This window comes from Brevibacterium sediminis, from assembly GCF_013623905.1.
Taxonomy (GTDB): domain Bacteria; phylum Actinomycetota; class Actinomycetes; order Actinomycetales; family Brevibacteriaceae; genus Brevibacterium; species Brevibacterium sediminis.
On record NZ_JABKDD010000001.1, the window covers coordinates 539,018 to 562,211 of the forward strand.

General features: G+C 64.1%; 23 protein-coding genes and 1 tRNA gene. 17 read left to right on the forward strand and 7 right to left on the reverse strand.

Going from position 1 to position 23,194, the window contains the following annotated elements; translation table 11 throughout:
- Positions 1 to 6 precede the first annotated feature (6 nt).
- The 3 genes from HK108_RS02485 to HK108_RS02495 all read left to right on the forward strand — a co-directional run bounded on the left by HK108_RS02485 (position 7) and on the right by HK108_RS02495 (position 3,158).
- On the forward strand, positions 7 to 1,032 hold the full coding sequence (locus HK108_RS02485) for an arsenic resistance protein (RefSeq protein ID WP_172169308.1): 1,026 nt from the start codon (positions 7 to 9) through the stop codon (positions 1,030 to 1,032).
- A gap of 32 nt (positions 1,033 to 1,064) precedes the next feature.
- Positions 1,065 to 2,522: a DNA-3-methyladenine glycosylase 2 family protein gene (locus HK108_RS02490; RefSeq protein ID WP_139467076.1), complete on the forward strand. Its 1,458-nt coding sequence runs from the start codon at positions 1,065 to 1,067 to the stop codon at positions 2,520 to 2,522.
- 63 nt (positions 2,523 to 2,585) lie between these two features.
- Complete coding sequence (locus tag HK108_RS02495; RefSeq protein ID WP_308423763.1) at positions 2,586 to 3,158, forward strand: methylated-DNA--[protein]-cysteine S-methyltransferase; 573 nt, start codon at positions 2,586 to 2,588, stop codon at positions 3,156 to 3,158.
- Positions 3,159 to 3,261: 103 nt separating this feature from the next.
- On the opposite strand, the gene HK108_RS02500 is transcribed toward HK108_RS02495, so the two are convergent.
- Both HK108_RS02500 and HK108_RS02505 read right to left on the reverse strand, forming a co-directional pair.
- Positions 3,262 to 3,334 (reverse strand) — tRNA-Ala (locus HK108_RS02500).
- A gap of 186 nt (positions 3,335 to 3,520) precedes the next feature.
- Entirely contained in the window at positions 3,521 to 3,748 is a 228-nt protein-coding gene (locus tag HK108_RS02505) for a hypothetical protein (RefSeq protein ID WP_139467077.1), read from the reverse strand.
- A gap of 863 nt (positions 3,749 to 4,611) precedes the next feature.
- Here HK108_RS02505 and HK108_RS02510 point away from each other — a divergent pair.
- A complete protein-coding gene (locus tag HK108_RS02510) occupies positions 4,612 to 5,517 on the forward strand; it encodes a universal stress protein (RefSeq protein WP_181270474.1) in 906 nt (301 codons plus the stop codon).
- Between the two features lie 133 nt (positions 5,518 to 5,650).
- The gene (locus HK108_RS02515) at positions 5,651 to 6,394 is read left to right on the forward strand and encodes an alpha/beta fold hydrolase (RefSeq protein ID WP_229663913.1); all 744 of its coding nucleotides are present in this window, start codon (positions 5,651 to 5,653) and stop codon (positions 6,392 to 6,394) included.
- Positions 6,395 to 6,488: 94 nt separating this feature from the next.
- Here HK108_RS02515 and HK108_RS02520 read toward each other — a convergent pair whose 3' ends face one another.
- Complete coding sequence (locus HK108_RS02520) at positions 6,489 to 6,719, reverse strand: hypothetical protein (protein WP_139467084.1); 231 nt, start codon at positions 6,717 to 6,719, stop codon at positions 6,489 to 6,491.
- Positions 6,720 to 6,791: 72 nt separating this feature from the next.
- Positions 6,792 to 7,211 (reverse strand): phage holin family protein, encoded by a 420-nt coding sequence (locus HK108_RS02525; RefSeq protein ID WP_039210811.1) that lies wholly within the window; start codon positions 7,209 to 7,211, stop codon positions 6,792 to 6,794.
- A 252-nt stretch (positions 7,212 to 7,463) separates the two neighbouring features.
- Here HK108_RS02525 and HK108_RS02530 point away from each other — a divergent pair, with 252 nt between their 5' ends.
- Positions 7,464 to 8,774 (forward strand): MFS transporter, encoded by a 1,311-nt coding sequence (locus HK108_RS02530; RefSeq protein WP_229663914.1) that lies wholly within the window; start codon positions 7,464 to 7,466, stop codon positions 8,772 to 8,774.
- A gap of 148 nt (positions 8,775 to 8,922) precedes the next feature.
- On the forward strand, positions 8,923 to 10,392 hold the full coding sequence (locus HK108_RS02535; RefSeq protein WP_139467086.1) for a peptide MFS transporter: 1,470 nt from the start codon (positions 8,923 to 8,925) through the stop codon (positions 10,390 to 10,392).
- Between the two features lie 221 nt (positions 10,393 to 10,613).
- On the opposite strand, the gene HK108_RS02540 is transcribed toward HK108_RS02535, so the two are convergent.
- Entirely contained in the window at positions 10,614 to 11,471 is an 858-nt protein-coding gene (locus HK108_RS02540) for a CPBP family intramembrane glutamic endopeptidase (protein WP_373284067.1), read from the reverse strand.
- A gap of 111 nt (positions 11,472 to 11,582) precedes the next feature.
- Here HK108_RS02540 and HK108_RS02545 point away from each other — a divergent pair, with 111 nt between their 5' ends.
- The gene (locus HK108_RS02545; protein ID WP_181270475.1) at positions 11,583 to 12,800 is read left to right on the forward strand and encodes a molybdopterin molybdotransferase MoeA; all 1,218 of its coding nucleotides are present in this window, start codon (positions 11,583 to 11,585) and stop codon (positions 12,798 to 12,800) included.
- Between the two features lie 37 nt (positions 12,801 to 12,837).
- Positions 12,838 to 14,040, forward strand: a complete 1,203-nt coding sequence (locus HK108_RS02550; RefSeq protein ID WP_181270476.1) for a ThiF family adenylyltransferase — start codon at positions 12,838 to 12,840, stop codon at positions 14,038 to 14,040.
- Between the two features lie 32 nt (positions 14,041 to 14,072).
- On the opposite strand, the gene HK108_RS02555 is transcribed toward HK108_RS02550, so the two are convergent.
- Both HK108_RS02555 and moaA read right to left on the reverse strand, forming a co-directional pair.
- Positions 14,073 to 14,318: a MoaD/ThiS family protein gene (locus tag HK108_RS02555; protein ID WP_139467091.1), complete on the reverse strand. Its 246-nt coding sequence runs from the start codon at positions 14,316 to 14,318 to the stop codon at positions 14,073 to 14,075.
- Positions 14,319 to 15,407 carry a GTP 3',8-cyclase MoaA gene (gene moaA, locus HK108_RS02560; RefSeq protein WP_139907981.1) on the reverse strand — a complete coding sequence of 363 codons (1,089 nt, stop codon included), beginning with the start codon at positions 15,405 to 15,407 and terminating at the stop codon, positions 14,319 to 14,321. It lies immediately after the preceding gene.
- A gap of 41 nt (positions 15,408 to 15,448) precedes the next feature.
- Between moaA and HK108_RS02565 the strand changes: the two genes are divergently transcribed.
- The 8 genes from HK108_RS02565 (at position 15,449) to HK108_RS02600 (ending at position 23,155) form a co-directional block, all read left to right on the forward strand.
- Complete coding sequence (locus HK108_RS02565) at positions 15,449 to 16,669, forward strand: molybdopterin molybdotransferase MoeA (RefSeq protein ID WP_229663916.1); 1,221 nt, start codon at positions 15,449 to 15,451, stop codon at positions 16,667 to 16,669.
- Positions 16,666 to 17,136 carry a cyclic pyranopterin monophosphate synthase MoaC gene (gene moaC, locus HK108_RS02570; protein ID WP_139467425.1) on the forward strand — a complete coding sequence of 157 codons (471 nt, stop codon included), beginning with the start codon at positions 16,666 to 16,668 and terminating at the stop codon, positions 17,134 to 17,136. The genes HK108_RS02565 and moaC overlap by 4 nt, the downstream gene beginning before the upstream one ends.
- A complete protein-coding gene (locus HK108_RS02575; RefSeq protein ID WP_139467095.1) occupies positions 17,133 to 17,564 on the forward strand; it encodes a molybdenum cofactor biosynthesis protein MoaE in 432 nt (143 codons plus the stop codon). The genes moaC and HK108_RS02575 overlap by 4 nt, the downstream gene beginning before the upstream one ends.
- The gene (locus HK108_RS02580) at positions 17,561 to 17,962 is read left to right on the forward strand and encodes a TOBE domain-containing protein (protein WP_139467097.1); all 402 of its coding nucleotides are present in this window, start codon (positions 17,561 to 17,563) and stop codon (positions 17,960 to 17,962) included. The genes HK108_RS02575 and HK108_RS02580 overlap by 4 nt, the downstream gene beginning before the upstream one ends.
- Positions 17,963 to 18,057: 95 nt before the next feature.
- Positions 18,058 to 18,822 carry a molybdate ABC transporter substrate-binding protein gene (modA, locus tag HK108_RS02585; RefSeq protein ID WP_181270477.1) on the forward strand — a complete coding sequence of 255 codons (765 nt, stop codon included), beginning with the start codon at positions 18,058 to 18,060 and terminating at the stop codon, positions 18,820 to 18,822.
- A gap of 2 nt (positions 18,823 to 18,824) precedes the next feature.
- Entirely contained in the window at positions 18,825 to 20,558 is a 1,734-nt protein-coding gene (locus tag HK108_RS02590; protein ID WP_181270478.1) for an ABC transporter permease, read from the forward strand.
- A gap of 28 nt (positions 20,559 to 20,586) precedes the next feature.
- Complete coding sequence (locus HK108_RS02595) at positions 20,587 to 22,278, forward strand: AMP-binding protein (protein WP_139467104.1); 1,692 nt, start codon at positions 20,587 to 20,589, stop codon at positions 22,276 to 22,278.
- 127 nt (positions 22,279 to 22,405) lie between these two features.
- On the forward strand, positions 22,406 to 23,155 hold the full coding sequence (locus HK108_RS02600; protein ID WP_139467105.1) for an amino acid ABC transporter ATP-binding protein: 750 nt from the start codon (positions 22,406 to 22,408) through the stop codon (positions 23,153 to 23,155).
- Positions 23,156 to 23,194: the final 39 nt, after the last annotated feature.

Here is a 23,194-nt window from a genome sequence, read left to right on the forward strand (position 1 = left end):
CCGGCTGTGCCTCCTTCCCACCCGGAGTCCGGACGTGACAAGCCATCGGCTCAGACGAGTTCGGACGCCGTTCGGCGCCCCTCGACGCAGACGCTCTGGTGGTTCGGCGGTGCCGTGCTCGGCGTCATCCTCGGTGCGGGAATCTCCGGATTCGCCGCTCTGGCCGAAACCGCCCTGACGTCGTGCCTCATCGCTCTGCTCTTCCTCACGTTCCTCGACATCCCTTTCGAAACGGGATTGCGTGCGGTTCGCGATCTGCCTCTTCTTGCTGTGACGGCGGCCTTGAACTTCCTCATCGTCCCGCTGGTCGTCGCCGGTCTCATATCGGTCTTCGACATCGCTGATCCGCTGCTGCCGGCTGTGCTCATCGTGCTGCTGTGTCCCTGCATCGACTACGTCATAGCGTTCACACGTGCTGCAGGAGGCGCCGCCGATCGCCTGCTGATGCTCACTCCCATGCTCATGATCGCTCAGCTGCTGTTGCTGCCCGTGATGCTGTGGGCGGTCACCGGAGGGCGGCTGAGCATCGATCTGCCTGTTCGTCCGCTCGTCGGCGCGCTGGTGCTGTTCATCATCATTCCTCTTACGGCCGCCGTCGTCGTTCGTCGACTTGCCCGCCGGACGCCACGATTGGGCCGGCCCCTCGCCGCGAGCGCACGTCTGATGGATCCGGTCATGACGCTGACGCTGCTCGTCATCACTGCCTCGGTCACCCCGAGGATCGCCCATTCCGCCGGACAGTTGGGGACCGTGGCCGTCGTCTTCGCAGTCTTCGCTGTCGTGATGACCACGATCGGGTGGGGCGTCACGCGGGCTCTGCACGTCGGTCCGCGGCGATCACGTGCTGTGATCCTCTCCGCCGTCACGCGCAATTCCCTGGTCATGCTTCCGATCGTTCGTGCGATCACCGGGGAGGGCATCGGTCCAGCGGGGGTCGTGACGCAGACCCTCATCGAGCTTCTTGTTCTGATCGTCCTCGTCCGCGTCCTGCCTCGTCTGGTGCCGGCCACTGCCGTGGCCGAAAACCGCTAGTAATCGTACTCCTCGGGGCGGACAATGGAACTATGTTCACCTCCGATCAGTGTTATCAGGCAGTCACTTCCCGTGACCGACGCTTCGATGGAATGTTCTTCACCGCGGTGCGCACCACCGGGATCTTCTGCCGTCCGTCGTGTCCGGCGAGGACTCCGCGGCGGGAGAACGTGGACTTCTTCGTCACGGCCGCGGCCGCGGCAGACGCCGGTTTTCGGGCCTGCCGACGGTGCCGCCCGGATGCCAGTCCGAATTCGCCGCAGTGGGACACCCGCGGAGACGTCGTGGCCCGAGCCATGCGCCTCATCCGCGACGGTGCCGTCGACCGCGGAGGAGTCGCAACCCTCGCCGCCGAACTCGGGTACAGCACTCGCCAACTCGGGCGCCTCATCCACGCCGAGCTCGGTGCCGGACCTCTGGCGCTGGCTCGCACCGAAAGGGTACGCACTGCCAGGACACTCATCGAGGCCACCTCGATGCCGATGAGCGAGATCGCCTTCGCCGCCGGCTTCTCCAGTATCCGACAGTTCAACGACACCTTCCGAACGATGTATTCGATCAGCCCACGACAGCTGCGCAGAGACGGTGCCGAACATTCGGTGACCGACGAAGTCGTACTCCGATTGGCGTATCGCCCGCCGTTCGACTTCGCGCATCTGCTGGGGTACTTCGAGGCACGAGCCGTTGCCGGGATCGAAAATGTCTCGGACGGCGCCTACACCCGGTCGATGCGGCTGGCTCACGGTCCCGCCGTGATCACGGTGCGGCAAGGGCACGGGGACTTCGTTGACTGCCGTCTCCGCCTGGCCGACACCCGCGACCTCGGCAGCGCCGTCGCACGAGTCCGGCGCCTCCTCGACCTCGATGCCGACCCCGAGGCGATCGCCCATACACTGCGGTCGGCGGGCCTGCGCCGCCTCGTCGACGACCATCCAGGACTTCGTTCACCGGGCCACAGCGACCCCGTCGAACTGGCTCTGCGGACAGTCCTCGGACAGCAGATCTCCTTGGCCGCCGCCCGCACCCATCTGGAACGCCTCGTCGCAGGTGTTGGAGAATCACTGCCGGAGGAGCTGAGCTTCGGCGGAGTCGACAGGGTCTTTCCCACCGCCGAGGCGATCGCCGCTGTCCCCGCATCCGAATGGGCGTTGCCTTCGAGTCGGATCAGGACGATTCAGACACTGTCGCAGGCGTTGGCCGAGGGCAGTGTGGACCTCGGCGCGGGCAGCGACCGCGAGGAAGCGAGCCGGAATCTGCTGGCACTGCCCGGAATCGGTCCGTGGAGCAACGGCTATATCCGGATGCGCGCCCTCGGAGATCCCGACGTCTTCATGGACTCAGACCTCGGCGTGAAGAAGACCATCGCCGATCTCGACGCGAGTTCAGCGGCACCTGTCGATTGGAAACAGGTCGCAATGAACTGCAGTCCCTGGCGCTCCTACCTGACCCACCTGCTGTGGGCACATCACGCCCGCAGCCCAGCAGCCTGACCGACCGAGACCGAGCAAGGAATGATTCTGCCCATGACTCACCGACACGAAGGACACGCAGACATGACCACGCCGACAACGACCCAACCCGACACCGCACGGAAGTTCACCGCTGCCATGGAGCTGCCGACCGCCTCGGCGCCGGTATATACGACGATCCTCGACACGGACCTAGGACCGATCCTGCTCACCTCCGACGGAGTCCATCTCACCGGGCTCTATCTCGAGGTCTCCGAGGCGATCGATGCTCGACTCGACAGAATGTTCGGAGTCGAACCGACTCCGGAAGACGACCTGGAGATCTTCCACCGCGCCGAGGCACAGCTGGGGGAGTACCTTTCAGGCCAGCGCACACAGTTCGATCTGCCCTTGGCGGCGAAGGGAACGGAATTCCAACGCTCGGTGTGGCAGGCGCTGACGCAGATTCCGTTTGGCAGCACAGCAGGTTACGGTGAGCTGGCCGAGATGCTGGGAAGACCCGGTGCGGCGCGTGCTGTGGGGGCCGCCAACGGAAAGAACCCCATCAGCATCATCGTGCCCTGCCACCGAGTCATCGGAGCGGACGGATCCCTGACCGGCTACGCATGGGGAGAGGGAAAGAAACGCACCTTGCTCACCCTGGAAACCCGCCCCTAATTACTACCTGACGGCGGCCCAGCAACCTCGCGCCAGGTTGCTGGGCCGCCGTCAGGTAGCAAGAAGGGCGGGGATCCTTGTTTGGATCCCCGCCCTTCAGCGGTGGAGGTAAGGGGATTCGAACCCCTGACCTTCTCCATGCCATGGAGACGCGCTACCAACTGCGCCATACCCCCGCTTGCCTGATCAATATTACCCACGTGTGGGTGAGAGACCAAATCGGCGGAGAGTGACGCTCGCCACAAGGGCGGGAATACTGGAACCCCGTGTTCAGGCACTGATCGGGGCCGACCCCGCGGCCCGAGTCCGATGAACTCGGGCCGCGGCGAGTCAGCTATCCGCCGAGGATTCTCCGCGGTGGATCAGATGAACGGCCGGACCTGGCTGAGGTAGCGCACGATATCCCGCTCGCGCAGTTCACGTACGCGCTGCTCGCGAGCGTGTTCGCGCAGGCGAGCCTGCTGACGACGGGCAACCTTCAGGCGGCGAGACTCGGGTGTCGGGGCTGGGCGGCGCGCCCACCGGATGAGCTTCATTCCGGTGCTCAGGGCCCAGCGTCGTGGATAGGTGAATGGGAATGTGGTGGACACAATTATTCCTCGTGGTTTTCGGGCAGGGGATATCCGCAAATGGGCAGGAGATATCCCGGAATGACGGTCAGATAAACAATTGCCGAAAAAGTCGTGACATTGACAATGAATCGCCTGCGCAAGGGTGCATATGACAAAGGCAGCTAATTGCCAATATGGGAATAGGTCATTGCAATGACAGATTCACTGATATGGCAACGGAATACGATAGGCAATGAATCCGAACTGGTCGGCCGCACAGCGGAAGGCGCCAGGTGGTACGGCGCTCACTCGCGAATGCAGCAGATCGGACCGAACTCAATGATGTTGGCGTGAAGTGGCCGGATCAGGTGCGGCAACTGGCGGTGCTAGGCACAGCAGGGATGCCGAAAGTGATCTGGACACAAGCCGGGCGTGAAGAATGCCGGATATCAGGCAACCGGTGGCTCAGAGGACAACGGTGGCCGGAAGCCAACCGGTGGAAAAGACGTGGGAGACGGCTGTGTCAGCCGACGAGTCCTTGTCCGCCAATCGGGCAGGCAGCGTATTCATGCCAAGGCGTTCGAAGGTCAGGGCCTGCAAGAAAATTCATCATCGTAACTGCTCTCCTTTCATGGTCGTGGATCTCGTGGGGACGGCGTCAACGTCCGCTATTGTCAAGGTGCAATCAGGTTGGTGTCTGCGAATCCGTAATTGCACTGTCGAATTTAGCACAGCTTTCATTGCGTGTGGGAGTTTTGTTCATTATTTTCTCAAATATTTTCACTTCGACTGTTCGGGCGAGAAAGACGGTTCGTGAAAACTGTTGGTCGAAGCGCTGTTTGGGCCGACGTAGAATCGGAAGAGACGTGCATCAGTCGGACACGCAGCTTGAGGAGTTGAGGATGTCAGAGACCGCCACCACCAGACGTCTGGTCGTCGGATACATCGCCACGGATCGGGGCCGGGATGCGATCTCGCTGGCCATTTCGATCGCGCGTTCCATCGACGTCGAACTCGTGGTCACCATCGTCCGTCCGGAATCATCGACGATTCTCGCCGGCAGCGCCGTGCCCAAGGACGGGGCCGGGATCGTGGCCCAGCAGATCGACGATTGGCTGGACGAAGCCCTGGCACTCATCCCCGATGACATCCGCGCCAGAGGCTGCATCCACATCGCCTCGAACGAATCCAAGGGCCTCATGGAGGTCGCCGAGCAGGAAGGCGCACTGGGCATCATCATCGGTGCACGGGCCACCACACTGATGCGCCAACTGCGCATCGGCACGGTCGCTTCGTCGCTGCTGCACTCGTCGACGGTGCCCGTCGTGCTCGCCCCGTCGGGCAGGTCCGACATCGGGCCGATCTCGCGGGTGACCGCACTCTACGGGGCTCGCCCAGGTGCTTCGTCACTCATCGGAGCGGCCATCGAATCGGCTGTCGGCCTCGGAGTCGATCTCAGACTGCTGTCCCTGATCGAGAACGACGGACTCTATGACGACGAGGTCGCCGAGATCACCGAATTCGCCGAACAGTACGGGGGAGCGGTGCTGGCGGACGACGCTTCGGAGATGCTGGCCTCTGGCCGTGCGACGGTGAGAACCAAGGCCGGAGCCGATATCGAAGAGGCCGCCGAGACCATCGACTGGCAGCCCGGCGACCTCGCCTTCATCGGATCGAGCCGCTTGGGCCACGGAGGCAAGGTAGCAATCGGTGCGAGGGCTCGCCGTCTGCTGCGTGTCCTGCCCGTTCCGGTGGTGGTCGTGCCCCGACGTGCCGTGAGTCGACTGCACATCGCCGAAACCGACTGAGGTGCGGATACGTCAATCACAGCGGACCGACATCCGGCTGGGCTCCCACAGCACGGCCGCGTGGATCCATCCGGGTGAGCGGCGTCGGCGTCCGCTGCTGATGGTGCATGGCTTCCGTGGGGATCATCATGGAATGGACCTCATCGCCGGCAGCATCACCGACCGCGAGGTGGTCGTGCCCGACCTGCCCGGGTTCGGTCTCACTGCCCCGCTGGATTCGGGTTCGTCGCTCTCTGCCTTCGTCGATCATCTCCTCGCTTTGCGCGCCGAGGTGGGCAGGCAGCGGGGCGTGACACCGATCCTGGTGGGGCACTCCTTCGGTTCGATCCTGGTCAGCCACCTGGCGGCCTCCCACCGGGACGTCGTCGACGAGCTCGTGCTCATCAATCCGATCACCAGCCCCGCCCTCGAAGGGCCCGCACGATTCCTCACCGCGGTCACCCGGGCCTATTACGCCCTCGGTGCGCGGCTGCCCGAGCGAGCCGGTCGCTCCCTGCTGAGCAACCCCGTGATCGTCCGGGCCATGAGCGTGGCCATGGCCACGACTCGCGACCCCGGCCTGCGTTCGTACATCCATGATCAGCATTCGCGGCACTTCTCGTCGTTCGCTGACCGCGCGTCCCTGTCAGAGGCCTTCGCGACGTCCGTCGCGCACACCGTCACCGAGGTGGCCGACCACCTGAGTATGCCCACGCTCGTCATCGCCGGCGATCAGGACGCCATTGCCCCGATCGGCCCGACCCGGGCATTCGTGGAGAAGCTCCCCGACGTCGAATTCGTGGAATTGGATGGGGTGGGCCACCTCGTGCACTATGAACGGTCGGAGGAGGCCGCCTCGGCGATCATGGATTTCTGCCACCGGCGAATCGACCGGTGATTCGGCGCGTGACAGGCCGAAGGCAGATACGGTGAATCGACGAAGGGCCGCTGCGCATCAGCGCAGCGGCCCTTCTCTTCAACCGTGTTGGAGATCAGCGGCGGGAGTCGCGTGCCCAGCGGTAGAGAATCGGCACGAGGAATGCGAAGCACGACGCGAGCAGACCACCCCAGAACACCCAGAACTCGGTTCCCTCAGGTGAGGAGAATGAGGCTCCGAAGAGGTAGAGTCCGAACACGAACAGAGCGAAGGCGAAGACGAAGACGATGACATCGGCGAACGATGCTGAATTGCGGGTTCTCTTCGGGGCGGCGATATCGGACATGGTCTCCTCCGGCGATGTTTCTGGTGGTCAGCTGACTCTCAGCAACAGTCTACATCGCGTAGAGGACTTTGCTCATCTCCGGTCGTGTTCGGCGCTTCGCTCCGGGACCAGCCAACCGAGCAGAGCCGAGACGATCGAGACGATGATCGCGGCGAAGATGGCGGAGAAGAAGAACGAATCGATGGTGAACTCGAACGGGGTGAACCCGCTGAGCCAACTCGTCAGCGCCAACATGATCGCGTTGATGACGATGGAGAACAGTCCCAGGGTCAGACACGTGATCGGAGCCGAGACGAAGCTGAGGATCGGTTTGATGAAGGCATTCGCCAATCCGAAGATGAGGCCGATGACGAGGTAGGAGATGATCATCGCCGGAATGGCGCCGGCCTGCTCCTCGACGACCCGGTTCCCTGTGATCGTCACACCCGGCAGGATCCAGGCCGCCACCCAGATCGCACAGGCGTTGACGATGACGCGAGACAAGAAGTTCATAGCCGTCATCCTCGCAGACCGATCTGCGTTCTTTCTGAGTCGCGGATGGGAATGAGGTCCGTGCCATGGTGATCAAACTCAACGTCGCTTGGTGCATTGGCACTCGAATCGGATCGCCAAACACAGTAGCCTGAAGGTGAACCCTTCGGTTCGACTTTCTCAGACCAACAGCGTGCACCTACCGAGTGATTTGATCCAGGTCACCACGGCGGCACGACCTCCCGGACGAGCGGGAGCAGAAACTGGATTGATATGACAGACAGCGACATGCCCGCCTCGGCTCGGCGCACCACCGCGCAGCAGTCCTCACCGACTCTGTTCTCGGCCGTCGGACGCAGCTATTTCCCGATCGCCTTCGTCGCCCGCATGCCTTTCGCCATGATCGTCGTCGGTGTGCTCACCCTCGTTGTGGCCGGCCGCGGATCGCTGAGCTTGGGCGGGATCAACTCAGCTGTGGTCGGATTGGGCACGGCTCTGTTCGGTTCCTTCATCGGGGCGGCCGCCGACCGGTGGGGTCAGCGCTATGTTCTGCTCATCGCCGGGATCCTCAACTGCCTGGCGCTGACCTTCATGGCGTGGGTCGTCTTCAGCCCGCTGCCGGATTTCGTCGTGTTCATCGCCGCCTTCGCGATCGGTGCCACCTCACCTCAGGTCGCGCCGATGTCGCGGTCTCGCCTCGTCGACATCGTCATGTCCGTGCTGCCCTTGTCGAGGCGGCCGAAGGTGCTCAATGCCACGATGGCCTATGAATCCGCAGCCGATGAGGTCATCTTCGTCTTCGGACCCTTCCTCGTCGGGCTCTTGGCGACCTTCTTCACCCCGGTCGCGCCCATCATCGGGGCGATCGTGATGACGCTCGTCTTCGTCTCCGCCTTCGCACTCCACCCGACCGGGCGGGCGCGTTCGACTGGAACGTCGAGCAGCCTCGGCGAGCGTGCCCCCGCCAAGGACATGTTCACCGCCGGTGTCTTCGTCATCATCCTCGGTGTCTTCGGCGTCGGAATGGTGTTCGGCTCCACCCTCACCGCTCTCACCGCGCTGACCAACGACATCGGCCGGCCGGAGGAGGCCGGTCTCATCTACGGAGTGATGGGCATCGGCTCTGCGGTGCTGGCGATCTCGGTGGCGCTGTTCCCCTCTGCGTTCGCTCTGTGGGCGCGACTGCTGTGCTTCGCGCCCATTCTGGTCACGGGATCGGTCATCCTCGCGTCGACGGAATCGATGCCGATCATCGTCATGGCTCTGCTGCTCATGGGCACGGGAATCGGCCCGAGCCTCGTCACCCTCTTCAGCCTCGCCGCCGAACGTGCGCCGCTCGGACGGTCGGCGACCGTGATGTCGATGGCGGGGTCGGCGATCATCGTCGGCCAATCGGTGTCCTCGGCGATCAACGGAATCCTCGCCGAGGATCGGGGAACGGCCGTGGCGATGGCCGTCCCGGTGGCCGCCTCGGCGATCGTCCTGTGTGCCGGTGTCCTCAATCTGTTCGTCGGGAGGCGCCGCGATCTGAGCTCTGACAAGCCGTCACGGCAGCGCGTCGACGGAGCCGAGGAAGAGATCTGAATCACTTCGACTTTCCGTGTTTTGGGACGGCGTGTCCCAGGCATTGCCAGGTGTGACCGGGACATAACCGAGGAGTAGGATGTCCGCTGGTCCATCGTGAAATGCGCCCACGGATCGTGGCCTCTCACACCACTACGGAAAGCACACAATGTCTTCAAGCACCTCGACGACCGAGGCCGTCCGCAGCGATACCCGCTTCTTTGGACACCCTCTGCCGCTCATGCAGCTGTTCAGCCTGGAACTGTGGGAGCGATTCTCCTACTACGGGATGAACGGCATCCTCGCGATTTACCTCTACTTCAGCGTCACCGACGGCGGCATGGGGATGGAGCAGGGTACGGCAGTGGGCATCGTCGGTGCGTACGGCGGTGCCGTCTTCCTCGCCACGATCCTCGGCGCCTGGATCGCCGACCGCCTCGCCGGAGCGGAGAAGGTCCTCTTCTACTCCGCGATCATCATCATGATCGGTCACATCTGCCTGGCGTTCATCCCCGGCTTCGGGGGAGTGGCAGTCGGCCTCATCCTTGTTGCGCTCGGCTCGGGCGGTCTCAAGGCGAACGCCTCGGCACTGGTCGGTGAACTCTACGAAGAGAAGGACCCGCGTCGTGACGCCGGCTTCACCATCTTCTACATGGGCGTGAATATCGGTGCCCTCCTCGGCCCGCTGCTCACCGGACTCCTGCAGAAGAACATCGGATTCCACTATGGATTCGGGGCCGCCGCGGTCGGTATGGCACTCGGCCTGATCATCTACCTCACCGGTCGCAAGAGCCTGCCGCCGGAGTCTCGTGTTGCAGTCAATCCGCTGCCGAAGAACAAGCTCTACCTCTTCATCGTGGCCGTCGTGGTCGTCATTCTCCTCGCCGTCATTCTGTGGATGACGAAGATCGTCAACGCGGAAAACCTCGATTGGTGGATCGCCGGGATCTCTGCCGGAGCGGCCGCCTGCTACTTCATCGTCATGTACACCTCGCCGCAGACGAACTCCGACGAACGCTCTCGTGTTCTCGCCTTCATCCCGTTCTTCCTGACGGTTGTCGTGTTCTGGTCGATGTACCAGCAGATCTTCGGAGTGCTGACCGTCTACTCGGATACTCAGCTCAACCGGTCGATCTTCGGATGGGAGATGCCGATCAACTGGATCCAGCTGATCCCTGCGTTCTTCGTCATCGTCTTCGCCCCGCTGTTCGCGACGATGTGGATGAAGCTCGGACCCAAGCAGATCTCGACACCGGTCAAGGCCGGACTGTCACTCGTGCTCATCGGCATCGGGTTCCTCATGTTCCTGCCCTTCGCTGAGGCCGGCCCCAATGAGACTCCGCTGCTGTGGGTGGCTCTCACATTGGCCGTATTCGTCTTCGGTGAGCTGCTCATCTCGCCGGTGGGCCTGTCGTTCTCGACGAAGGTCGCTCCGAAGGTCTTCCAGTCGCAGATGATCGCCGTGTTCTTCCTTGCCTCGGGTGTCGGTACGGCACTGTCCGGTGTGCTCGGCGGGTACTTCGACGCCGGCAACCAGGCACCCTACTGGCTGTCGGTCGGCGGATCGTCGGTCGTGCTCGGCCTGCTCGCGCTGACGCTGACGAAGCCGATGCTGGGGCTGCTGCGCGGAATCCGCTGATTCAGTAGCTTCGCGCATAGCCAGCGCAGTCCGAAGGCTCCTGTGGGTCACCGCCTCACGGGAGCCTTCGTCGTTTCCGGGCGGGCATCCCTCACCCGCAGTGTCGCTTCAGAGCGTTGCAGCACGAGGGTGTGGCCGGACGGGTGAGGGGTGCGGTGCCACCGGCAGATTATACGAGTTCGGGTGACAGATGCCGGGCATCGAGAGGCTGCCTGCAGCAGTCAGACGCCGATGAAGATGGGCAGCGCGTCAGGATGGTGGGCGTGGACGATCGTGAGGAACACGAGCGCGTCGAAGAGCAGATGCACCGTGACCGTATACGGCAGCGATTTCGTGCGAGTGAAGATGAAGGCCTGCACGAGTGCGAAGGGGATCGTCAGCAGCGGACCGATCGACCGGTAGCCGAGCTCCCAGAGGAACGAGACGAAGATGATCGTGGTGAATATGTTCGCGGTCCAGAACGAGAAGTGTTTGCGCAGGAGCGCGAAGACCGTGCAGATGAAGAACAGCTCGTCCCAGATGCCCACGGCGTTGACCCCGAAGAACAGTCGGATGATCTCCGACCAGTTCGTCAGCGGAGGCCAGTTGAGGTAGACCCCGGTGCGCATGAAGTACTGCGGCAGCACTGCCCAGGCGACCACAACGACGAATACCAGCCATGCCCATTCCAGCCGCGACCAGGGCTGGCCGCGACGCAGCGGAAACTGGATCGTCTTGTCTTCGAACACGTAACGAGTCACGAGCCAAGGGCCGATGACGACGGCTGAGAGCACAACGCCCATGCGTGCGATGTTCGACCACGAGATATCGGCTTCGACCGATATCGCCGAGATGAGAGCGAGACACGCGGCGATGATGCTGAGGTCTCTGGCGAAACTCCGATTGACACTCCACGCGATGATCAGGGCCGCGAGCATCGGTGCGTATCCGAAGGCGCGGACCTGCGGAAACGTCGTTCCCAGGCCGAAGAGCACAACCGCCGAGACCGCCAGCGAGGCAGCCGCAGCGGCCTCCCAGCTGAGCGGTTTCAACTGTGAGGATTCGATGGTTACTGCTCGGTCAGTGTCCACGCTCCACACTGTAGACGAACCCGGTCCGAGTCGCACCGGAACTTCGACCAGTGCCGCACCGAATCATCGCGTCTGGCTCCGCCGATTCACAAGTAGGATCGGAGCGAGGGAAGGACATCATTGGACCCAGAGGACTACTCCGAGCTCATCGCCGAATTGGCACCGAATCTCCACACCGAGACGACGCCGGTACGCAGCGCCGTCGGGCGCACCACGGCCTCGGACATCAGCGCTCCGCGATCGGTGCCCGACTTCGCCGCCTCGGCGATGGATGGATTCGCCCTCGACGGCGCCGCCCTGAACTCCGCCCGCGACGGGAATGCCATTCGAGTCGTCGGCGACACTCCCGCCGGACATTCCTCCGTCACGCTGCAGACGGGATGTGCCGTGCGCGTGATGACAGGTGCTCCCGTTCCCTCCGGCGCCGAGGCGGTCGTCCCTGTCGAGCTGACCGACGCTCGACAGACCGGGCCGGCTCCCGAAGCCATCCGAATCGATTCCCTCCCCGCCGCTGTCCCGCCCGGGTGGAACATCCGCTCGATCGGTGAGGACATGTGCCGGGGCGACATCGTCCTGACCGCCGGGGAGCGGATCACCTCAGCCGGGGTCGGCGTGCTGGCGATGCTCGGCATCACCGAGATCGAAGTTCTCCGCAGACCCCGCATCGGTCTGATCGTCACCGGGGACGAAATCCAGGGTGCCGACCAGACAGGTGAGAGTCGCACCGAGGCGGCCGCCTCCTCGATCTTCAATTCGAACCTGCCGATGCTCGCCGCCGCAGTCCGCGGCTTCGGTGCCGAACCCATCGAAGCCACGTGCAGCGACGACGCCGACGAGCTGCGCGGTGTGCTCACGACGATGAGCGCCGAGGCCGACCTCGTTGTGACAACCGGAGGTATCAGCGCCGGTGCCTTCGAAGTCGTCCGTCAGGTCCTGGAACCCGACCATTCGACGTTCCGCCGACTGGATATGCGACCCGGATCGCCTCAGGGCTTCGGACGCCGCGGCACTCTGCCGCTCATCCATCTGCCCGGCACTCCACAGGGAGCCTTCGTCGCCTTCCACCTCTTCGTCGGCTCGCTGCTGACCGGGAAGAGCCTGCGACGGAGATGGCGGAAGGGACTTCTCGCAGGACCCGATCTGCGAACACACGGAAACGCCGTCACTTTCCGTCCCGGCACCTTCACCGAATCAGGGGAGATCCTCCCTGCCGACCGGTCCAGGCTTCCGAACTTCGCCGCGGCCGATGTGATCATCAGAATCCCGCGCGGCACCGATACCCCGCATGGTTCAGCAGAACTGTGCGCAGGCACGGCCATCGACTACCTCGAGTGCTGACGCCTTCCCTCCCTCCCTTCCGGATTAGGATGGGGCCATGTCGACTTCACGCCTGAGTCCTGCCGACCGGACCCGCTACGCCCGGCAGATCCGACTGTCCGGATTCGGTGAAAGCGCGCAGGCCGCACTGCTCGACTCGCATGTTCTCGTCATCGGTGCCGGGGGACTCGGCGCCCCGATACTCAGCTACCTCGCGGCCGTCGGCATCGGCACGATCACCGTGATCGATCCCGATGTCGTCGAGCTGAGCAATCTGCATCGCCAGGTCATCCACACCGAGGCGGCCATCGGCACTCGTAAGATCGATTCCGCCCGGCAGCGGATGAACGGGATCAATTCGTCGATCGAGGTCCGGATGATTCCGCAGCTGCTCACTCCGGACAACGCTCTCGAACTCTTCGAAGGCGTCGACATCGTCGTCGACGGCAGCGACAACTTCGCCACCCGCTACCTTGCCAACGATGCCTGTGAGATTCTCGGAATCCCACTCGTCTGGGGGACGATCCTCGGTTTCGACGGTCAGGTCGCCGTCTTCGATGCCGAACGCGGCGCCACACTGCGCGACCTCTACCCCGAGGTTCCGGCTCCGGGCAGTGTGCCCGACTGTTCGGTCGCCGGAGTCCTCGGGCCCCTGTGCGGAAGCATCGGATCCGCGATGGCGATGGAGGCCATCAAGGTGCTCACCGGAATCGGCACCCCGCTCGTCAACAGCGTGGCCATCCACAGCAGCCTCGACACCAGTTGGGAGACGGTCCCGGTGCGACCGATTCCGGGCAGGCCTCCGGTGACAGACCTCGGGCAGCACCGCGGCGACTACGCCCAGCACACGTTCGACTCACTCAAGACCGACGACACCGCAGAGAGAACAGCCGGCCCGACCACAGGGGAAAGCCTCCTGGGGCCGGCCACCGTGACCTGGGCGGACGTCGAGGCCGACTCCATCCTCGTCGACATCCGCGATGACGATGAGGTCGCCTCGGGGATGGTCCCCAGTGCCATTCACATTCCGATGGACGAGCTGCTCGCCGATCCCAGCCGCTTGCCGACTCCCGACACAGCGGACACCCCCGCCTCCTCTGATGCCGCCCCAGCACGGCCGCACGGCATCGCCCTCTACTGCCGGTCGGGAGTGCGCTCGGCGAAGACCGCTGCGCAGCTGCGCTCTCACGGCATCGCGGTGACCTCGGTCAACGGCGGATATCTCGCCTATCTGTCACAGCCGACTCCAGAGCAGAGCTGACGAGGCTTCAACCGATCTCGCTGTTCAAGGTCCTACCCGCCGGCGAACGGCGGGAGGACATCGACGGTGTCACCGTCGGACAGTTTCACGGACCGATCGGTGGCGGCCACGGAATTGACGAGGAAGCTCGAGCGCGACAGCACGGTCGCGGCTTGGGGGTCGGCCGCCTCGGCGAGGGACGTGACGAGCTCATCGACGGACCCGGCACGGATCTGTGATTCGCGGGCGCCGAAGGCCTCCCGGGCTGCGGCGAAGAACCGAACGGTGATGGTGGGCACTTATCCTCCGATGGCGCTCATGGGTCGTTGTGGCTGCTCGAACGAATCCGTGTCCATCCCATGACCGGCGAGCTTCTTCCAGTGCGCACCCTTCCATAGGTTCGCAATCGATTCGTCGGAAGCACCATCGCGCATCGCCGTGAGCAGATCGACCTCGGTGCGGGAGAACAGGCAGGTGCGCACACGTCCCTCCGCGGTCAGGCGAGTGCGAGTGCAGTCTGCGCAGAAGGGACGCGTGACCGAAGCGATGATGCCGACAGTGCCGAGGATCGAATCGGGACGGCGTCGATCGGCGACGAGGAACTTCTCGGCCGGGGCCCCGTTCCGCGGGGCCGAATCCGGGGTGAGCACGAATCGGGGTTCGAGGAGGGCGAAGATGTCGGCTGCGGTGATCATCGACGTCCGCTCCCAGGAATGTCCGGCATCCAGGGGCATCTGTTCGATGAACCGCAGGCTCAGATCCTGCTCGAGACACCACTGCAGAAGATCAGGAGCCTGTGCATCGTTGACCCCCGGCAGCAGCACAGCGTTGATCTTCACAGGGTTGAGACCGGCGGCTTTCGCCCCGTCGATGCCCTCGAGCACACGTTTGAGGAACGGGCGCCGGGTCATGGTCGCGAAGGTCTCCGGATCGATCGTGTCGAGAGAGACGTTGATGCGATCCAGTCCCGCCGCTTTCAGCCCCGCGGCGCGTTTGTCCAGGCCGATCGCGTTCGTCGTCAGTGCGATGTTCGGTCGCGGCTCCAGTGCTGCGACGCCGGCGATGATCTCGTTGATGTCCTTGCGGGTGAGAGGTTCGCCTCCGGTGAAGCGGACCTGGTCGACGCCGAACTTCTCCACGGCGATGCGGACGAAGCGGACGATCTCGTCACCGGACATTGCGGAGTCGCGAGACATGAACTCGACGCCCTCTTCCGGCATGCAGTAGGTGCAGCGCAGATTGCAGAAGTCGGTGAGGGAGATGCGGAGGTCGCGAGCGCGGCGATCGAAGGTGTCGAGCAGCGAGTCCTCATTGTGAGCGGTGAACTCCTCGCCCGGGTCCACCGTCGGAGTTCTCAGCACCGGCATGGGCAGGCCGATCTTCTCCATTGCGTCATCCTCCTTGAACAGCGTGTCGATATCATCGTCCCATGACTACTGCGAAGATGCATCGTGAGCGCATATCCGAGATCATTACGCCGCTGACCGGTCCGGTGAGCCTGCCGCTGAGTTCACTGCTGGAAGCGCCGAGGCGACTGACCGCCGATGTGGAATCGCCGATCGATGTGCCCGGCTTCGACAACTCGAGCATGGACGGCTACGCCCTGGCCGCGGCCACCGTGGAGGAGATGCGGCAACGCCCGATTCTCGTATGCGGTCGCGTCGCAGCGGGGTCCCGTGGTGAGACAGTCCAGCCGGGCACCGCGGTGGAGATCATGACCGGGGCACCGCTGCCGCAGGGAACCGATATGGTCGTCAAGATCGAAGACACCTCGCCGGGACGCTTCGGTGCCGAATCCATCACCCTATCCATCACCCTCGACGCTCATGCGGAACCGTGCCCGGGAGCATTCGTCCGCCCCCGCGGCTCCGACGTGAGCGCCGGTCAGACCGTGTTGAGCGCGGGCACCATGCTGACGCCCGCTCACCTCGGCGTGGCCGCCGCGTGTGGAGTGAACGAACTGCCCGTGCTCGGCCTGCCGCGTGTCCTCGTCGTGAGCACGGGTGATGAGATCGCCGCCGAGGCGGCCGCCGGGATCAACGACGCGAATTCCGTGACGCTCAGCTCCGGGCTGCGCCGCCTCGGTGTCGACACCGAGGTCGCGTTCGTCCCCGACGACCCGCAGCAGCTGCTCGACCGAGTCCGCGACAGCGACGCTCAGCTGGTCATCTCGACCGGCGGCATCTCGAAGGGAGCGCACGAAGTCGTCAAACTCGCTGCCGATCTCGATGCGGGCTCTTCGATGACCTTCGAACCGATCGCCATGCAGCCCGGGGGGCCGCAGGGCTGCGGACGTCTGGCCGACCACGCGTGGGTGGCACTTCCCGGCAACCCGGTGAGCACACTCATCAGCTTCGAGCTCTTCATCCGCCCCGCCCTGCTCGGGCTGGCCGATCATGAAGCACCCCGGGAAGTCGCCCACCACCGACTGGCCCACGGATTCGACGAAGCCCCTCCAGCCGGAAAGCTGCAGGTCCGCCGTGCCAGACTGACTGAGGCAGGCCTCGAGTTCGTCGGCGACTCCCGATCCCACCTGCTGCACAGCTATGCCGAAGCCAGCCATCTCGTCTTCGTCTCACCCGAGGAGGCGGGCACAGGCGATCCGTTCTCAGCTATGGAAGATAGGCTGATGACGTGGAAGATCGCATGAAACTCAGCCACGTCGACGCATCGGGGACAGCCCAGATGGTCGATGTCGGCGACAAGGACGTCACGAAGCGCCGGGCCGTCGCGTCCGGCCTCATCACCACTCGGTCCGAGGTCATCGACCTCATCACCGAGGCGGGACTGCCCAAGGGCGATGCCCTGCCCGTGGCCCGCATCGCGGCCGTGATGGGCGCCAAGCGCACCAGCGACCTCATCCCGCTGTGCCATCCGCTGCCGCTGACGGGAATCGATGTGGAGTTCGAACTCCGCGAGGACGCGGTGGCCATCACTGCCGCGGTCAAGACTGTGTCGAAGACTGGCGTCGAAATGGAAGCGCTGACGGCTGTGACCACGGCGGCGCTGACGATCTTCGACATGATCAAAGCCGTCGACAGTCGAGCCGTGATCGGCGACATCAAGGTCATCGAGAAGACCGGCGGAAAGAGCGGCGATTGGACACGAGAGTCATGAGCACCGGAACCGTCGTGACCACAGGAGTCGTCGAGACCCCGATTTCGACCCAGGAGCTCGAACCCGAGGTCCTCACCGACGCCTGTGGTGCCGCCGTCAGCTTCTCCGGTGTCATCCGCGACCACGATGAAGGCCGTGGAGTGAGCCGACTGCACTATGAATACCACCCCCTGGCCTCAACACAGATCGCCGAGGTGGCGGCAGACGTCGCTGCCCGTCATCCCGCGGTCAGGCTCTCCGTCGTCCACCGCGTCGGTGACCTCGAGATCGGCGACGTGGCCCTGGCCGCGGTCGTCGCCTCCGCTCACCGGCAGGATTCCTTCCGTGCCTGCTCCGAGCTCATCGACGAGGTCAAGGCCCGGGTCGCGATCTGGAAACACCAGCACTTCAGCGATGGCACGGACGAATGGGTAGGAGCCCTCGAATGACACGACTGCGTATCAGCGATGCGGCACGCTTCCTCGGAGTCAGCGATGACACGGTTCGCCGGTGGGTCGCCGATGGTCGCCTCTCCCAACACAAAGACGCGTCGAACCGGGCGGTCGTCGAAGGCAGTGAGCTCGCCGCCCTCGCCCAAACATCGTCCGGGGCTCTGCCCGATCCCAGCGGCGTCGTGAGCTCCTCGCGCAACCGCTTCGCCGGACTCGTCACAGACGTCAGCATCGACGGAGTGATGGCCCAGGTCAGCATGCAGTGCGGTCCCTTCCGCGTGGTATCGCTGATGTCGGCCGAAGCCTGTCGCGAACTCGAGCTCGAACCGGGAAGCCTCGCGACCGCCTCGGTGAAGGCGACGATGGTGTCGATCGACACCGTCCCGGGTTCATGAAGGGCAGTCGACTCTTCCGCGTTGCACGAACTCTGCGAGTCTCATAATCGGAACTGAAGTCGACACGGAACCGCATCTGCGGGTTCAATGGGGGTATGAAGAAAACCCTGCTGGGGCTCTGCACCGTCGCAGCCCTGACCCTGACCGCCTGCTCCTCCGGACCCGACACGGGGGCCGAAGCGGACCAATCGGAAGAGATCACCGTCTTCGCCGCCGCTTCGCTCACCGAAGTCTTCGAAGACATCGCCGATGAGTTCACGGCGACCGATCCGAACGCACCCGAGGTGAAGTTCTCCTTCGCCGGATCGTCCGACCTGGTCTCCCAGATCTCCGAAGGCGCCCCCGCCGACGTCATCGCCACCGCTGATGAGAAGACGATGGACACGCTGGAGAACGACGACCTGCTCGCCGGCGAGCCTGAGATGTTCGCTTCGAACACGCTCACGCTGGCCGTGGCCGACGGCAATCCGAAGGCGATCAAGAGCTCCAAGGACTTCTCCGGCAACGACCTCGTAGTCTGCGCACCTCAGGTGCCCTGCGGAGCCGCGACGGAGAAGTGGGCCGAGACCAATGACGTCGATCTCGATCCGGTCAGCGAAGAGAACTCGGTCACCGATGTCCTCGGCAAGGTCGGCGCCGGACAGGCCGATGCGGGAATCGTCTACGTCACTGATATCGCCCGTGGCGACGGCAAGGTCGAACAGGTCGATCTCGACGGCGCAGACAAGGTCATCAACAAGTACCCGGCCGCCACCGTCAAGGCCAGCGAGAACCAGGACCAAGCCGATGCCTTCGTGAAGTTCCTCGGCTCCGACACAGCCCAGAAGCTGCTGCGCGACGCCGGTTTCGCCGCAGGCTGACAATGCCCGCGCCCTTCCCAAACCGACCGGCGGCGTCCCCGCCCAGCCGAGAGAGGCGGCTCAGATCGGATCCGCTCATCCCGGGCTGGCTGTGGCTGCCCGCCGTCATCGGCATCGTCTTCCTGCTCCTGCCGATCATCGGCATGCTCACCCGAGTCGACCCGCAGGGTCTGCTTGCCGTGATCACGGCCGAGGAATCGCGGCTGGCGATGAAGCTGTCCCTGCTGACCTCGGTGACCTCGGCTCTCATCAGCGTCCTCATCGGCTTTCCCCTCGGGTACCTGCTCGCCACCCGAACGTTCCCCGGCCAACGCATCGTCCGCACCCTCATCCTGCTGCCCCTCGTGCTGCCACCGGTGGTCAGCGGACTCGCACTGCTCTACACCTGGGGCCGGTCGGCCATCCTCGGCGGCGGACTCGAGGCGGCGGGCCTCAGCCTCGCCTACACCACCTCGGCGGTGATCATGGCGCAGGTCTTCGTGTCCCTGCCGTTCATGGTCATGTCCGTCGAGACCGCCACCGCGGGACTCGGCCGCCGCTATGAGCTCACCGCCGCCGAGCTCGGCGCGAAACCCAATCGCGTCTTCTTCACCGTCACCCTGCCGCTGCTCCGACACGGGATCATCACGGGTGCCGTGCTGTGCTTCGCTCGCTCGCTCGGCGAGTTCGGGGCGACGCTGACCTTCGCCGGGTCGCTGTCCGGCGTCACCAGGACGATGCCGCTGCAGATCTATCTCGTGCGCGAATCCGACCCGCAGGCAGCCATCGGCCTCTCGCTCCTGCTCATCGCCATCGCCGTGCTCATCATCATCCTCGCCTACCGGTCCCCGCACGCTCTCCGCCTGAAGTCCCCGCGCAGTTCTCCGACACCCACTCCCGCCGACACGGTCCCGGCTGCCGCCCCCGTCGAGGCGGACCCGCGCTCCCCGACGGATGTATCCGAACGTGGGGGAGCGGAGAGCACAGACGCGCAATCCGCGGACCCCGGGCAGGGCATCAGTGCCGAAATCCGACTCAGCGCCCGTGGAATCGCACTGGATCTCAGTGCCTCGCGGCCGGGAACCACCGCGATCATCGGTCGCAACGGGGCCGGAAAATCCACCCTGTTCCAGGTCCTCACCGGAGCCCTCGTGCCCGACTCCGGACGACTCCGCATCGGGGAGGACACGGTGTTCGATACCGCCGCGGGCCTGTGGCCACCCGTCCACGATCGCGGCATCGTCCATCTCGCGCAGAACCCGCTCCTGTTCCCGCACCTCAACGTCATCGAGAACGTCAGCTTCGGTCTGCGGGCTTTGGGCGCGTCTCGCGGCGCCGCAAATGAACGCGCGCAGGCGATGCTCGACCGCCTCGGCGTGGGGCAGTGCGCGAACCGCAGACCGGACGCCGTCTCCGGCGGGCAGGCCGCCCGCATCGCCCTGGCTCGTGCTCTCGTCGTCGAGCCGAAGCTGCTGCTGCTCGACGAGCCTCTCGCTGCCCTCGACGTGGATGTGGCAGTCGAGACCCGGCAAGTGCTGGTCCGTCTGCTGAAGGGTCGCAGCGCACTGCTCGTCACTCATGACGTCGACGATGTCACCGCCTTGGCCGACTCACTGGTTCTGGTCGAGAACGGAAGCGTCGCCCACTCGGCTCCCATCGGGCAGGTCGACCCCGAATCCGCAGGTGAGGCCGCTGAATTCCTCCTCAGCTTTTGCATGCGGGACCGTGACGGAATAGTGTGCAATCAGTCACAGTGAAAATTGGCATGCAAGGGAGCACACCGCAGTGTCCGAATTGTCTTACTCGTCGGGAACATCGACGGAACCGCTGCTCGGGATCACCATCGCCGAGCACATCAAACGCACCGCAGCCGAGAATCCCGAAGCGCTGGCCTTGGTCGATCGGCATTCGAACCGGAGGTGGACGTACTCCGACTTCGATCGTGATACCGACGCACTGGCCATCGGTCTTCTCGAACGTGGGGTGAAGAAGGGCGACCGCGTCGGCATCTGGGCGCAGAACGTCGGCGAATGGGCGCTCGTCCAGTACGCCACGGCGAAGATCGGGGCGATCCTCGTCAACGTCAACCCCGCCTACCGCAGCCACGAACTCGAGTTCGTCGTCGAGCAGTCCGGAATGAGCCTGATGATCTCGCAGATCGTCGCACCTCCGCACTCGGACTTCCATGCCATCGCCACCGAGGTGGCGGCCAAGATCCCCGGCCTCGACCTCGTCTTCCTCGACACTGTCACCGAGGACCTCATCGGCGGTGTCACGGTGGGCGAGCGCGAATCCTTCGCCCACCTCATCGAGCAGGGTCGCGAGATGCTCGACGACGAAGGGGCGAAATACGCGGTGCGGCTGCAGCAGCTCATCGACGACCTCTCGGCCGATGATCCGATCAACATCCAATACACGTCCGGAACGACAGGCTTCCCCAAGGGCGTGACGCTCAGCCACCACAACATCCTCAACAACGGCTTCTTCATCGGCGAGATGCTCTCGTACACCCCCGCCGACACCGTGGTCGTTCCCGTGCCGTACTACCACTGCTTCGGCATGGTCATCGGCAACCTGGCCGCACTCAGCCATGGCGCAGCGATCGTGCTTCCGGCTCCCGCCTTCGACCCGGTGGCGACGATGCGGGCGGTCACCGAAGAGCAGGCCACCTCGCTCTACGGTGTACCGACGATGTTCATCGCGGAACTCGAGCATCCGCAGTTCGCGGAATTCGACTTCTCCTCGCTGCGCACCGGCGTCATGGCCGGTTCGCCCTGCCCGGTCAATACGATGCGTCGAGTCATCGACGATATGAACATGTCCGAAGTCGCCATCTGCTACGGCATGACGGAGACCGCGCCGGTGTCGATGATGACGCGAGTGGATGACTCACTGGAGAAGCGCACCGAGACGGTCGGCCGAGTCATGCCCCACCTGGAGATCAAGATCGTCGACCCCGTCACCGGACAGACCGTTCCGCGCGGCCAGAAGGGCGAGTTCTGCACTCGCGGATACGCTGTCATGCTCGGCTACTGGAATCAGCCGGACAAGACGGCCGAAACCATCGATGCGGCTCGCTGGATCCACACCGGCGACCTGGCCATCATGGACGACGATGGGTACGTCGACATCTCCGGACGGATCAAGGACATGGTCATCCGCGGAGGCGAGAACATCTATCCGCGCGAGGTCGAGGAATTCCTCTACCATCATCCCGCGATCCGCGACGTCCAGGTCGTCGGCGTCTCCGATGAGAAGTACGGCGAAGAGCTTATGGCGTGGGTGATCCTCAAGGACGGATTCGACTCGCTCACCGCCGACGAGGTCCGTGAGTTCTGCTCCGGCAAACTCGCTCATTTCAAGATCCCTCGCTATGTCGAAGTCCGTGAGTCGTTTCCGATGACCGTGTCGGGCAAGATCCGCAAGATCGAGCTGCGCAGAGAAGGCGAGAAGCTCGCTCACACGGCCGACGCCTGAGGGCTGCGATCGCGTCCCGGCAGGAACTGCAGTCGGGGGAGTGCTCGAGGTCACAAGTCGGTTGCAGTTCTGTCTGCCCCGGGCGTGCCGTTCTTCTGCGCGCCCATATTCACTAGGATCACAACATATGAGAGCTGAATCACCACCACTGGTGTCCTTGAGCAAAGTCGAGAAGCACTACGGCGACTTCCACGCATTGAAGAACGTCAATCTCGATATCGCCGAACGCGAAGTCGTCGTCGTCATCGGACCCTCCGGCTCGGGCAAGTCGACCCTGTGCCGGACGATCAATCGGCTGGAGACCATCACCTCCGGCAGCATCACGATCGATGGCCGGGAACTGCCCGCCGAAGGCGCGGCCCTGGCTCAGCTGCGCTCCGACGTCGGCATGGTGTTCCAGGCCTTCAACCTCTTCGCCCACAAGACGATCCTCGAGAACGTCACTCTGGGACCGATCAAGGTGCGCAAGATCCCGAAGGCCGAGGCGGACAAGCAGGCGATGGCGCTGCTCGAACGCGTTGGCGTCGCCCACCAGGCCGACAAGTATCCGGCTCAGCTCTCCGGTGGTCAGCAGCAGCGTGTTGCGATCGCCCGGTCTCTGGCGATGAAGCCGAAGGTGATGCTCTTCGATGAGCCCACCTCGGCGTTGGACCCGGAGATGATCAACGAAGTCCTCGACGTCATGGTCGGACTCGCCGAGGAGGGAATGACCATGGTCGTGGTCACACACGAGATGGGCTTCGCCCGCAAAGCCGCCCATCGCGTGGTGTTCATGGCCGACGGGGAGATCGTCGAAGTCGCCGAACCCGAGGAGTTCTTCACGAACCCCCAGAGCGCCCGAGCCAAAGACTTCCTGTCGAAGATCCTCACCAACTGACACCACCGCTTTCAATCAGCACCACCTCACTCACAAGGA